The 12,571-nt window shown below is 65.9% G+C and carries 11 protein-coding genes, 1 tRNA gene and 1 pseudogene; 9 read left to right on the top strand and 4 right to left on the bottom strand.

Going from position 1 to position 12,571, the window contains the following annotated elements:
* From XcuCFBP2542_RS10020 to XcuCFBP2542_RS10010, 3 genes and pseudogenes are all read right to left on the bottom strand, one after another.
* A pseudogene (locus tag XcuCFBP2542_RS10020) lies at positions 1 to 882 on the bottom strand (site-specific integrase); the annotation flags it as partial.
* 251 nt (positions 883 to 1,133) lie between these two features.
* Positions 1,134 to 1,207, bottom strand: a tRNA-Gly gene (locus XcuCFBP2542_RS10015).
* Between the two features lie 216 nt (positions 1,208 to 1,423).
* Complete coding sequence (locus tag XcuCFBP2542_RS10010) at positions 1,424 to 3,208, bottom strand: autotransporter outer membrane beta-barrel domain-containing protein (protein WP_104603433.1); 1,785 nt, start codon at positions 3,206 to 3,208, stop codon at positions 1,424 to 1,426.
* A 186-nt stretch (positions 3,209 to 3,394) separates the two neighbouring features.
* Here XcuCFBP2542_RS10010 and thiS point away from each other — a divergent pair, with 186 nt between their 5' ends.
* From thiS to XcuCFBP2542_RS09990, 4 genes are all read left to right on the top strand, one after another.
* Positions 3,395 to 3,595, top strand: a complete 201-nt coding sequence (gene thiS, locus XcuCFBP2542_RS10005; protein WP_104603432.1) for a sulfur carrier protein ThiS — start codon at positions 3,395 to 3,397, stop codon at positions 3,593 to 3,595.
* 49 nt (positions 3,596 to 3,644) lie between these two features.
* Positions 3,645 to 4,439, top strand: coding sequence for a thiazole synthase (locus XcuCFBP2542_RS10000; RefSeq protein ID WP_104603431.1), 795 nt, complete (start codon positions 3,645 to 3,647; stop codon positions 4,437 to 4,439).
* Between the two features lie 286 nt (positions 4,440 to 4,725).
* Positions 4,726 to 5,511, top strand: a complete 786-nt coding sequence (gene trmB, locus XcuCFBP2542_RS09995) for a tRNA (guanosine(46)-N7)-methyltransferase TrmB (RefSeq protein WP_104603430.1) — start codon at positions 4,726 to 4,728, stop codon at positions 5,509 to 5,511.
* Positions 5,512 to 5,580: 69 nt separating this feature from the next.
* Complete coding sequence (locus XcuCFBP2542_RS09990; RefSeq protein ID WP_104603429.1) at positions 5,581 to 7,443, top strand: SLC13 family permease; 1,863 nt, start codon at positions 5,581 to 5,583, stop codon at positions 7,441 to 7,443.
* Between the two features lie 95 nt (positions 7,444 to 7,538).
* Here the strand turns inward: XcuCFBP2542_RS09990 and XcuCFBP2542_RS09985 are convergent, their stop codons facing one another.
* Positions 7,539 to 7,880, bottom strand: a complete 342-nt coding sequence (locus tag XcuCFBP2542_RS09985) for a Rieske (2Fe-2S) protein (RefSeq protein ID WP_104603439.1) — start codon at positions 7,878 to 7,880, stop codon at positions 7,539 to 7,541.
* 253 nt (positions 7,881 to 8,133) lie between these two features.
* On the opposite strand from XcuCFBP2542_RS09985, the gene XcuCFBP2542_RS09980 reads away from it, so the two are divergent.
* The 5 genes from XcuCFBP2542_RS09980 to XcuCFBP2542_RS09960 all read left to right on the top strand — a co-directional run bounded on the left by XcuCFBP2542_RS09980 (position 8,134) and on the right by XcuCFBP2542_RS09960 (position 12,473).
* Complete coding sequence (locus tag XcuCFBP2542_RS09980) at positions 8,134 to 8,409, top strand: hypothetical protein (RefSeq protein ID WP_104603428.1); 276 nt, start codon at positions 8,134 to 8,136, stop codon at positions 8,407 to 8,409.
* Positions 8,410 to 8,631: 222 nt separating this feature from the next.
* Positions 8,632 to 9,345: a fumarylacetoacetate hydrolase family protein gene (locus tag XcuCFBP2542_RS09975; protein WP_104603427.1), complete on the top strand. Its 714-nt coding sequence runs from the start codon at positions 8,632 to 8,634 to the stop codon at positions 9,343 to 9,345.
* A 62-nt stretch (positions 9,346 to 9,407) separates the two neighbouring features.
* Positions 9,408 to 9,839: a large-conductance mechanosensitive channel protein MscL gene (gene mscL / locus XcuCFBP2542_RS09970; protein ID WP_104603426.1), complete on the top strand. Its 432-nt coding sequence runs from the start codon at positions 9,408 to 9,410 to the stop codon at positions 9,837 to 9,839.
* Between the two features lie 111 nt (positions 9,840 to 9,950).
* The gene (locus tag XcuCFBP2542_RS09965; protein WP_104603425.1) at positions 9,951 to 11,369 is read left to right on the top strand and encodes a M28 family peptidase; all 1,419 of its coding nucleotides are present in this window, start codon (positions 9,951 to 9,953) and stop codon (positions 11,367 to 11,369) included.
* 51 nt (positions 11,370 to 11,420) lie between these two features.
* A complete protein-coding gene (locus XcuCFBP2542_RS09960; RefSeq protein ID WP_104603424.1) occupies positions 11,421 to 12,473 on the top strand; it encodes a LacI family DNA-binding transcriptional regulator in 1,053 nt (350 codons plus the stop codon).
* The last annotated feature ends 98 nt before the right edge of the window (positions 12,474 to 12,571 follow it).

The following is a 12,571-nucleotide window of genomic DNA, read 5'->3' as shown; positions in this document are numbered from 1 at the left end:
TGCCCAAGGTGGCCGAGGCGTGGGTATGGCTGGCTCAAGCGCGATTGCTGCTGGCGCGGCTGACTGGTTAATTATGTAAACACCCTCTGAGTAAAGCCCAAGCATCGGACCGAACCATCTGTGCGGATACTTCTTGGCCCATGCAGGAAACGCCACCGGATCGAAGATGGCCTTCAACTGGTCGTCGGTGAAGGGCTCGCCCGTGTCGTCTGCGTCAGGCGTCGAAATCGCCCGGATACCCGCCAATGGATTGCTCGCCAAAAGCCCTGCCGACACCAGCGACACCAAGAACACCGACAAGCGCTGCCGGTGCTTGGCAACGGTCCAGGCAGCAGGCTCTGGAACTTGATGGGCTCGGGCAAGCGCCACTACATCCATGACGGCAAGGCCCTTGTAGGGTGCGCGTTTGGTCGCATTCGATGGCCACCACCGCACGACATCGAAAAATGCCCGCACATGGTCTGCCGTCAATTCGGACACCGCGAGATCTTGCCCCACGGCACCAGCAAACAAACGCAATGAGTGGCGGCTTTCAAGCACTGTCTTGCTGTGGAGCTTCGCGCGACCCGAGTCCCCCAAGTGATCAGCAATCGCTTTGGACAGCAGCGGGCCAGACGCCTTGGCCTTCCCGGTGCGCCACCCGCTTGGCTTGGCAGGTGCGGCAAGCTCGGTGGCAGGCTCACGCAACAACTCAGCAAACAGCGCTGCGTCCTCGGGCGTGTCGATCTGGGCCTTGCCCAGACGCGTGCCATTAGGCAGCGTCACATCGGTCAATGTGAGTTCGCGCAGTCCTTGCTCTCGGATGCGCCGCAGCACTTCGTCCAGATCCACCGGCTTCCCCTGCCTCAACGCTTGGAACGCGTTTGATAGTGCCATCCCCATGTAGGCAGACACCAGACGCGCAGTATCGCCGGGGCGAAGATGGAGAGGACGAACCAAAAAACGCGAGCCGACCTGCCCCCGCAAATCAACAGGAACCAAGAAGCGCACGTAGAGGCCTGACGGCCGATGCAGCAAGAGGGGCTTTGGCAAAACGATACCTCAAACGATACCTTGGGAGGTCGTTCAAGGCGGTCTTCAGTCAGGCGAAATAGTCAGCACAATCAAGAGCTTAGCGCGGAACTTCGCAAGACTGGAGCGGGCGAAGGGAATCGAACCCTCGTCAGTAGCTTGGGAAGCTACAGCTCTACCATTGAGCTACGCCCGCGTGGCGTGGGCAGAGTTTAGGCGGGTGCGGGCATCGGGCGCAATGTGCGCGTGAGATGCAGTGATGCGCCTGCCTGGCCACAGCCAGCGCCGGGCCGGGCCGGGCCGCATCTCGCCGTGTGCGGCCGGGATCAGTGCTCCCGGATTCCACCTACAACGAGGGCCGGTTGCCCGGCCCTCGTGTCTTGCGGGTGCTGCGTGGTCTACGGGGTGTGGATCAGAATGCGCCGCTGAAGTTCACGAACAAGGTGGCATCGCGGGCATCGCGCTGGGCGGTCGTGGTGCTCAGGCCGATGTTGCTCTGCAGGCCCCACAGGCCGGTACGCGCGCCCAGCACCACGGTGGCGTAGTTGCGGTCGAAGTTCTGGCCAGGAACGGTGTACATGCCGAACTCCGGCATCGACTGCAGCCAGGCGCTGGCTTCGCCGCCGTCCTTGAACTCGTGGTCGTAGGTCGCCTGCAGGTACGGCTTGACCGCCGCGCCGTCCAGACGCACCTGGAAGCCGACGCGGCCGACCAGCGAGTCGATGTCCTGGTTGGCGTAACCCAGCGCGGTGGCGCTGTCGTTGCTTTCGGTGTAACCGTCGAGCTTGATCTTCTGCCAGGTCAGGCCGGCAACCGGGCCGTACTTGACGTTGCCTTCGCCCAGCGAATACCCGGCGTTGAGCGCGGCGGTGAGGTTGCTGCCGTCCGGCGAGCCGCTGTGTACGCGGGTGGCCGGCCCAAGCTGCACTTCGCGGTCCAAGTCGTAGCTCAGCCAGCTGTAGCTGACCTGGGCGTTGACCCACACCGGGCCGGTGTACCAGCCGAAGAAGCCGCCCAGGGTGGTGTCGTCCTGCTTGAAGCTGCCGTTGCGGTTACCGAAATCGGCGTCCATGCGGCCGAAACCGGCAAAGCCACCGAACACCAGGTCGCCTGCGGTCCAGTCCACGCCGAACAGGCCGGCCGGGGCCATGCCGTCGTACAGGTCGGCATGGTCGTAGCGCTGCATGTCGCCGCGCACGCTGCCCCACCAGCGCAGGCCATCGGCATCCGGCTTGCCATCCAGATGCCAGGCCACCTGGTCGGCGCGCGCGCGGCCGCCGGCCTGCGCGGAATGGGTCAGCACCTGCTGCAGACGCGGGGCCTCCAGCAACGAGATCGCGTACTCACCCAGGATCTGGTGCACGGCGGTGGTCGGGTGGATGCTGTCGGCGAACACATAGGTATTCTGTGCGTTGGCAGCGACCAGGCTGGTCGGGTTGCAGGCCGGCAGCGCCAGGGCCGGGTTGCAGGCGGTGCTGGTGACGTTGCTGAAGCCGAACGTGCCCGGCGTGGCGACGATTTCCTGCAGGATGTGGAAGGTATCGACCGGAATCACCCGCAGGCCGGCCGACCGCAGGCCGTTGAACAAGGCGGTGTTGTAGGCGGTGGCAGCGCCGGTGCCCTGCGCCATTCCGACAGCGCCACCAGCGCGGAAGCGCGGGGTGAGGCCCACATCCGGAATGGTCGGCACCATGACGTAGCGCGCGCCGGCATTCTGCAAGGTGGCCACGGCACCCACCTGGGCGGTGACGGCGCTACCGATGATGGCCTGCGCCTGGGCCGGCACGGTGGCCGCAGCCAGCAGGTCGTTGGCGCCGCCCCACACGGTGTAGAGCGCATTCGGGTCGGCGCGGCCACCGTTGGCGGTGAGGTAGGTGTTGATCTGGCTGGTCACCGACGGCGCGGCGCCCAGCGCGCTGACCGAACTGGCCTGGATGCGCGCGCCGCCGGCGGCATAGTTGTCGCCGATCTGGCCGTTGCCGTTGGGAGCGGCGTTGGTGCCGAAATGATCGGCCACGTATTCGGCCCACACCCAGCCCGGGTTGGTGGTGAACTTGCCGGTGACCGCGCGCGAGGCAGCCGGCAACAGCGGGTTGTAATAACCGCTGTCGGTAAGGCTGTCACCGAAGAACACGGTCCGGTCGAAGGCCGACTCGGCCATGGCCGGAGTGGCCGCGATGGCGATGGCGACCGCCATCAGGGAGCGGATCGGGCGAAATGTTGAAGCCATGGAAGTGCCTGCTTGGAGTGAGTGGGACCGGACCGGCCTGCGCACGTACGCAGGCGAATGGCAATGGTTTCACCCCCGCCGGCTGCGCTCACGCTGCAGTGCCGCATAACGCAAAACGCGCGCCCGGACGGCACGCGATGCGACAATGAGGCCATGAACATCCAACTCAACGGCAGCCTGCGCACGCTGCCCGACAACCTGCCGCTGGCCGCATTGCTGGACCAGGAAGGTTTGGCACAACGGCGCGTGGCGGTGGAGGTCAATGGCGAAATCGTGTCGCGCGGGCAGCATGCCGAGCATGTCCTGCACGAAGGCGACATGGTGGAAATCGTACACGCATTGGGCGGCGGTTGATGCGTCATGCAGGCCAACGCACCCGCGCGTGATGGGTGATAATTGCCCCATGACCACTCCCGCCCCCTCCGACGCGTTGCTGATCGCCGGCAAACGCTACCGTTCGCGCCTGCTCACCGGCACCGGCAAGTTCAAGGATCTGGACGAAACCCGCTTGGCCACCGAGGCCGCTGCCTCCGAGATCGTGACCGTGGCAATCCGCCGCGTGAACATCGGCCAGGACCCCAACGCGCCCAGCCTGCTCGATGTGCTGCCGCCGGATCGCTACACGCTGTTGCCCAACACCGCTGGCTGCTACACCGCCGATGATGCGGTGCGTACCTGCCGACTGGCGCGCGAGCTGCTGGATGGCCACAACCTCACCAAGCTGGAAGTGCTGGGCGACGAGAAGACGCTGTACCCGGACGTGGTGCAGACGCTCAAGGCTGCCGAACAACTGGTGGCCGATGGTTTCGAGGTGATGGTCTACACCTCCGACGACCCGATCCTGGCCAAGCGGCTGGAAGAGATCGGCTGCGTGGCGGTGATGCCGCTGGCCGCGCCGATCGGCTCGGGCCTGGGCATCCAGAACAAGTACAACCTGCTGGAAATCATCGAGAACGCCAAGGTGCCGATCATCGTCGATGCCGGCGTGGGCACCGCTTCCGATGCGGCCATTGCGATGGAGCTGGGCTGCGACGGCGTGCTGATGAACACCGCCATTGCCGGCGCGCGCGATCCGATCCTGATGGCCAGCGCGATGCGCAAGGCGATCGAAGCCGGCCGCGAGGCGTTCCTGGCCGGGCGGATTCCGCGCAAGCGCTATGCCTCGGCGTCGAGCCCGGTGGATGGCGTGATTGGATGAGCGGGGGGTTTGCTGGCGCCGTGCGTTCGACCGTCTGCAGTGCGCAACCGCCAGGCAGCGGCCGCGCGACTGCCTGCGGTGAGCAGATCCGGCGCTGCTTCGCCCGTCCCCTCACCCCCGCTCTGCGCGCCGGCGTCGCGGGCGCTCCCCGGCCTGCGCGCCCACGGCGCGCAGGCCGTGCCTCCTCGTCCCGGTGGGAAAGGGGCTTTTTTCAGCTTCTGTGTGGGGCGCGATGTGGTTGCCGCGCACGCGTGGGGCATGTGTTTGCTGACGTGACCGACCTTTCATGACCGACCCGTTTACCAGCGACGGCGCCAAGATGCCGCCCAAACCCTTCACCATCGAAGAGGGCCGCCGCCAGGTGCGCAGCTTCGTATTGCGCCAGGGCCGTTTCACCCCCGCGCAGCAGCGCGCCTTCGACGAGCTGTGGCCGCGGTTTGGGCTGGACTACACCGGCGCGCCGCGCGATCTGGATGCGGCATTCGGGAGCGACGCGCCCAAGGTGCTGGAGATCGGTTTCGGCAACGGCGCCGCCTTGCGCTTTGCGGCCCAGCACGATCCCAGCCGCGACTACATCGGCATCGAGGTACATGCGCCCGGCGTGGGACGCCTGCTCAACGCGCTGGACGAAGACGGCAGCACGCATGTGCGCCTGTATCACCATGACGCGGTGGAAGTGCTGGAACATGAGATCGCCGATGGCGCGCTGGATGAAGTGCGCATCTACTTCCCGGACCCGTGGCACAAAAAGCGCCACAACAAGCGCCGCCTGATCCAGCCGGCATTTGCGCAGTTGCTGGTGCGCAAGCTACGCGATGGCGGCCGCCTGCATGCAGCCACCGACTGGGCCGACTACGCCGAACAGATGTGGGACGTGCTAGACGCCACCTCCGGCCTGGTCAACCGCGCCGGCCCGCGCGGCCACGTCGAGCGCCCCGCCTGGCGCCCGCAGACCCACTTCGAAACCCGCGGCCAGAAGCTTGGGCATGGCGTGTGGGATCTGCTGTATGACCGGGAATCGGGAATCGGGAATCGGGAATCGCAAGAGCAACTGCCTTCGGCATCCGGATAGCGCCTGCTTGCCTCGGCCTTACCCGCTTTTCCCCATTCCCCATTCCCGACTCCCCATTCCCAGCCCCCAATGGACACCGCGCTGACGCTGACCAACGATATGAAGCTCGTCCTCGGGCTGGTTGGTTTCACGATGGCGATGTTTCTGTTCGAGCGCATCCGTGCCGATGTGGTGGCGTTGATCGTGCTGGTGGTGCTAGGCGTGACCGGGCTGGTGGCGCCGGAAGAATTGTTCGGCGGTTTTTCCGGTAATGCGGTGATGAGCATCATCGCCACCACCATCCTTGGTGCGGGGCTGGAGCGTACCGGCGCGCTGAACCGGCTGGCCAGCTGGCTGCTGCGGCGCTCGCACGGCAGCGAGCAGCGGCTGATGATGATGACGCTGGCCATCTCCGGCTTGAACTCGTCATTCATGCAAAACCCCTCGGTGATGGCCTTGTACCTGCCGGTGGCCTCGCGGCTGGCCGCGCGCACCGGGCTCACCCTGCAGCGCTTGTTGTTGCCGATCGCCGCAGCCATCGTGATGGGCGGTGCGCTCACCATGGTGGGCAATTCGCCATTGATCCTGCTCAACGACCTGCTGGTGTCGGCCAACAACAACCTGCCCTCGGGCATGGCCAGCATCGAGCCGCTGACGATGTTCGCGCCGCTGCCGATCGGTCTGGCCTTGCTGATCGCCGCGCTGCTGTATTTCCGCTTCTATGGCGATCGCAAGCTGATCGAGGAGGAGCGCCTGATTAACGAAGGCGTTACCCCCTCGCGGACCGAAAGCTACTTCGCCAAGACCTACGGCATCGATGGCGATGTGTTCGAACTCATCGTCACCGCCGAAAGCCCGCTGGTCGGCATGACCCTGGGCGAAGCCGAGGCCTTGCACGATGCGCCGCTATTGCTGGCGCTGAAGACCGGCAACGACACCCGTCTGGCACCGCCGGCGGACATGCGCATCTGGGTCGGCAGCGTGCTGGGGGCGATGGGCCAGCGCCAGGACGTGGCCGACTTTGCACAGAACCACTTCCTGCGCATGTCCTCGCGGCTGCGCAACTTGGGCGACCTGTTCAACCCGAGCCTTGCCGGCATTTCCGAAGCGGTGATCCCGCCCAACTCGCGGTTGATCGGCAAGAGCGCTGGCGAACTGCGGCTGCGCAAGCAGTCCGGCATCAGCCTGCTGGCGATCAACCGCGACAAGCAGGTCATCCGCGAGGACGTGCGCAAGGTGCCGCTGCGGGCCGGCGACATGCTGGTGTTCCACAGCATCTGGCAGGATCTGGCGCAGGCGGCGGAAAGCCGCGATTTCGTGCCGGTGACCGACTTCCCGAAAGGCGAGCAGCGCCCGCACAAGTTCAAGATCGCCATGGCGATCTTCGCCTTCACCTTCCTGATCGCGCTGACCTCGCGCCTGCCAGTGGCGCTGACGCTGATGACCGGGGTGGCCTGCATGCTGGTCAGCGGCGTGCTGCGCATGGACGAGGCCTATGCCTCGATCAACTGGAAGACCATCTTCATGATGGCCGGGCTGATTCCGCTGGGCTGGGCAATGGACAGCAGTGGCACTGCCGCCTGGGTAGCCGGCCACACCATCGATCGCCTGCCCGAAGGCATTCCGGTGTGGGCACTGGAAATCAGCCTGGCACTGCTGACCACCGCGTTTTCGCTGGTCATCAGCCATGTCGGGGCGACCATCGTGATGGTGCCGATTGCGGTGAACCTGGCATTGGCGGCCAACGGCAATCCCACGGCGTTCGCGCTGATCGTGGCGTTGTCGGCGTCGAACAACCTGATGACCGCCTCCAACCCGGTGATCTCGATGGTGGCCGGCCCGGCCAACTATCAGCCGCGCGAGCTATGGCGCGTGGGCGCACCGCTGTCGCTGATCTACATCGTGGTGATGGTGTCGGTCATCAACCTGATGTTCTGGTGGGCCGCACGCTAGGGCGCAGGCGCGGTGCGGCGTATCGGGTGCGCCATCCGCTCGAAGCTGACTTCCGTCCGCACCTGCTCGCTGTACTGCCGCGCTATCGACCGCAGTTATCCCAGCACCACCTGTTCGCCATCGACGCGCACCGGCACCGCCACCAGCGATTGGCCGCGGCAGGGACCGCTGATGCACTCCCCGGCAGTCAGTTCGAAGGCGGCCCCATGTGCGGCGCAGACCAGATGCCCTTCCTTGGTCTTGAGGAACTGGCCTGGCGCCCAGTCCAGCCGCCGGCCGGCATGCGGGCAGACGTTCAACCAGGCACGTACCTGCGCACCCTCGCGGTACAGCACCAGCGATTCGCTGGCCTGCTCCCAGGTCGCTTCCACCTCCAGGAATCCGGCATCGGGAATCTGCGCCAGGCGGGCGAGCGTGGTGGGTGAGGACGAGGGCATGGGCCACGGCGGAGTCGGGAACGGGCCGCCGATTGTGGCATGCGCGTCCTGCCACGCCTGCGCAAGGCTGGCAGCGGCTCGGTGCCGATAGCCCGGCAGCAGCCAAGCCAATGGATGCTCACGGTAGACGTCGGTTAGCACACCCAGCGTGATGCATTTAACAAAACGCGTGTTGAATTAACGAAGTTTTCACTCAATGACATGAAACCGCAACGATACTGCGCCCTTGTTTCCTGCCCGGCAGCCCACCGCCATGTCTGCACGTCTGTTCCAATTCGGCAATCTCCATCACCTGTTTGCGCCACGCAAGCCGCGCCATCCGTTGGTGCGCATTGCGGCGGGCCTTGCTGGACTGGCTATCCTGGCAGTGCTGATCTTCTTCAGCGTGTTCGTTGGCGCGGCGATGATCCTGGGCGGCATCGCCTGGAAGCTGTTGAGCAAGGCCAACCGCCGTCCGTCGCCGCAGGCGCGCGTGGTCGAGGCCGAGTACCGCGTGGTGCGCAAGCCCGCGTTGCCGTTGTCGCACTGAGCACCAGCGCTAGCGCTGCGTTCCGGCCGCGCCTGGAGCCGGGCTGTCGCGCTGCATGATCGATCGGCATGTCTTTGCACATGCCTATTTGCGTTTGGCCGCAGCCTGACCAACCCAATGGCGCGAAGTGGGCCGATGATGCGTCCCGCGTTTCAGCAGTGAAGGTTCCGTGTTGCACGGCGTAGCGGCTAGACTCACGCGTCCCGTTCCGAGGATGCGCGCATGACCCACGATGTGATTCCCCCCACCGATGTTCCGCGCATTCCGGTAGTCGGCGGCGGGACGTTTCCGGTGCACCGCATCTATTGTGTCGGCCGCAACTTCGCCGACCACGCGCGTGAGATGGGCGCCAGCGCGCCGGCCTCCAAGGCCGAACGCGGGCAGCCGACCTTCTTCATGAAGCCTGCCGACGCCATCGTGGTCGGTCATGGCGACCACATCCCCTACCCGCCCGGCACCAAGGAGCTACATCACGAAGTGGAGCTAGTGGTGGCGCTGGGCAGCGATGCGCCTGCCGGGCTATTGCCGCTGGACCAGGCCGAGGCGCTGATCTACGGCTATGGCGTGGGCCTGGACCTGACCCGGCGCGATCTGCAGGCCGCTGCCAAGGCCAAGGGGCTGCCGTGGGATACGGCCAAGGGCTTCGACCATTCCGCACCCATCAGCGAGTTGGTGCATGCCGGCGAAGTGGGTGCACTGGAGGCATTGAACCTGTCGCTGGAGATCAATGGACAGGTGCGCCAGCAGTCGCTGCTGGACCAGATGATCTGGAACGTGCCAGAAATCCTGCACGAGTTGTCCAAGCTCTACGCCTTGCGCGCGGGCGATCTGATCTTCATGGGCACCCCGGCCGGCGTCGGCCCGTTGCTGCCGGGCGATCACTTCAGTGCGCGCCTGGAAAACGTGGCCGAACGCCACGGCATCATCGCCGGCTGACATCGGCCGGGCTACGCTCGGCATAGCGGCAGTGGGTCCGCAACTGCATCTGGAGAACACTTATGGGAATGGTCAGCGAGTTCAAGCAATTCGCGATGCGCGGCAATGTCATCGATCTTGCGGTCGGTGTGGTCATCGGCGCGGCGTTCGGCAAGATCGTCACCGCGCTTGTCGAAAAAATCATCATGCCGCCAATCGGCTGGGCCATCGGCAACGTGGATTTTTCGCGGCTGGCATGGGTACTCAAGCCAGCCGAGCTGGATGCCGCCGGCAAGGAGATTCCGGCGGTGGTGGTCGGCTATGGCGACTTCATCAACACCGTTGTGCAGTTCGTCATCGTCGCGTTTGCGATCTTCATGGTGGTCAAGCTGATTAACCGCCTCAGCCATCGCAAGCCGGACGCCCCCAAGGGCCCAAGCGAAGAAGTGCTGTTGTTGCGCGAGATCCGCGACTCGCTCAAGAACGACACGCTCAAGCCGCCGACCACGCCCTGACCAGGCGCATCCATTGCGCGCTTCGCGCAGAAGGATGACCTTTCGCACGCAGACGGGGGACCTTGCGCTGATAAGCTCGGGGTCTGCCTTGTCGTTTTGGAGCCGCCCTGCATGCGTCGCCTCGCCGTTGCCATCTCCGCCCTGCTCGCCTGCTCGTGCGCATTTGCTGCGCAGACCACCATCCCCGACAGCGCACTGCGCACCGCCGCGCAGCTGCGCGAGCAGGCGCTGGCCGACAACACCGGCTTTGCGGTGGTGCAATCGCTGACCACCGAGGTGGGGCCTCGCCTCGCCGGTAGCGAGGCAGACCCGCGTGCCGTGGCCTGGGCCAAGGCCAAGTTCCAGTCGCTGGGCTTTGACAAGGTGTGGACCGAGCCGGTGACCTTTCCCAAGTGGGAACGTCGTAGCGAACACGCCGCCGTGCTCGGCGCGCACGCGCAACCGCTGACCATCACCGCGTTGGGCGGCAGCCCGGGCGGCAGTGTTGAAGGCGAGGTGGTGCGCTTTGAGAATCTTGCCGCGTTGCAGGCCGCGCCTGCCGGCTCGCTGGCCGGCAAGATCGCCTTCGTCGACTACCAGATGGTCAAGGCGCGCGACGGCAAGGATTACGGCAATGGCGGCGCGGTGCGCAGCAAGGGGCCGTCGGAAGCGATCCGCAAGGGCGCGATTGGATTCGTGATGCGCTCGGCCGGCACCGATTCGCACCGCGTGCCGCATACCGGCATCACCCGGTTCGACGAAGGACTCACCCCGGTGCCGGCAGCGGCCTTGTCGGTGCCCGATGCCAACCAGCTCGCCCGCCTTGCTGCCTTGGGTGCCACACGCATCCGTCTGGCACTGGATTGCGGCTGGGACGGCACCGCGACTTCGTACAACGTGATCGGCGAGATCACCGGCCGCAGCAAGCCCAAGGAAGTGGTGGTGATCGGCGGGCACCTGGATTCATGGGATCTGGGCACCGGCGCGATCGACGACGGCGCCGGCGTGGCGATCACCATGGCGGCAGGCCACCTGATCGGGCAACTCAAGCAGGCGCCCAAGCGCAGCATCCGCGTGGTGGCCTTCGCCAACGAAGAACAGGGCTTGTACGGCGGCAAGGCGTATGCCGCGGCGCACGGCAACGATGCCAAGGACATGGCGCTGCATCAGATCGGCGCAGAGAGCGACTTCGGTGCCGGGCGCATCTATGCATTCAATACCGGCGCGGCTGCGCCAGAGGACTCGCGGGCAGCGACCAAGCAGATCGCCGACGTGCTTGCGCCGCTGGGCATCGCGTATGAGCCGAGCAAGGGCGGCCCCGGCCCGGATGTCGGGCCGATTTCCGCCAAGGGTGGCGCCTGGGGATGGCTGGCGCAGGATGGCACCGACTACTTCGACCTGCACCACACCGCCGACGACACCCTGGACAAGATCGACCCGAAAGCGCTTGCGCAGAACGTGGCCGCCTACACCGTGTTCGCGTATCTGGCGGCCGAAGCCGATGGCAATTTCGGCAGCCGCGCCAGCGCCGTGCAGCCGCCGAACGAGTAAGCTGGCACCGCGTCGCACGCTTGCGCTTCTACTCCAGGACGAGCACACACCATGGTGGCCAGGCGGCAACGCAGTGCGAACAATGCGGCGACCCTGCTGGACGTGGCCAAGCACGCCGGGGTGTCGCCGATGACCGCCTCGCGCGTCATCAACCGCCACCCGCATGTCGGCCAGGACATGCGGGCACGGGTGGAAGCATCGGTGCAGGCACTGGGCTACCGGCCCAATCTGGCCGGCCGCTCGTTGCGCACCAGCGGCCTGCTGCGGATCGGCGTGTTGTACAGCAACCCCAGCGCGGCCTATCTCAATCAATTCATGCTGGGGCTGCTCGAGCAGAGCAGCCTCAATGGCAGCCAGGTGCTGGTGGAAAAATGCGGTGCCATCCGCAGCCAGCGCGCTGCCACCGAGCGCCTGCTGGCGGCCGGCGTGGATGGCGTGATCCTGCCGCCGCCGCTGTGCGATTCGCGCCAGACCATTGCCGAGCTGGATGCACGCGGCATTCCCGTGGTGGCCGTGGCCAGCGGCGCGCCGATGGCGCAGATCAGTTCGGTACGCATCGACGATTACCAGGCTGCGCGTGCCATCGTGGGCCACCTGATCGAGCTCGGGCACCGGCGCATCGCCCTGGTCAAGGGCGACCCGAACCACACGCCCAGCGCATTGCGTGCCAGTGGCTACCTCGACAGCCTGCAGGCGGCAGGGCTGGCGATTGTCGATGAACTGATCGCAGACGGCCTGTTCACCTACCGCTCCGGCCTGATCGCTGCACACGGCCTGCTCGCCCGGCCGCAGCCACCCACCGCCATCTTTTGCAGCAACGACGACATGGCCGCCGCCACCGTCGCGGTTGCGCACGGGCTGGGGCTGCGCGTGCCCGAGGACGTCTCGGTGGCCGGTTTCGACGACACGCCGGTGGCCACCACCATCTGGCCCGAACTCACCACCGTGCATCAACCGGTGGCGGCGATGGGGCGCGCCGCCGTCTCGTTGCTGGCCGACGCCATTCGCCAGCGGCGCAAGGGCGTTGCCGCAGCCGGCGTGCACCAGATCATGAAATACACCGTGGTCAAGCGCGGTTCGACGGCTGCGCCAACGAAAGGCTGATGAATTGGCGCGCGTCCTTTGGCCGTTGAGGTGACCGTGGCTGCTGCACGCGCAGGCGCATCGGGCAGACAGAAGCGCCGTTGGGATCATCCATTTTG

Origin of the sequence: Xanthomonas cucurbitae (assembly GCF_002939885.1) — a bacterium.
Lineage (GTDB): Bacteria > Pseudomonadota > Gammaproteobacteria > Xanthomonadales > Xanthomonadaceae > Xanthomonas > Xanthomonas cucurbitae.
This window is presented reverse-complemented; position numbering and strand designations above follow the sequence as displayed.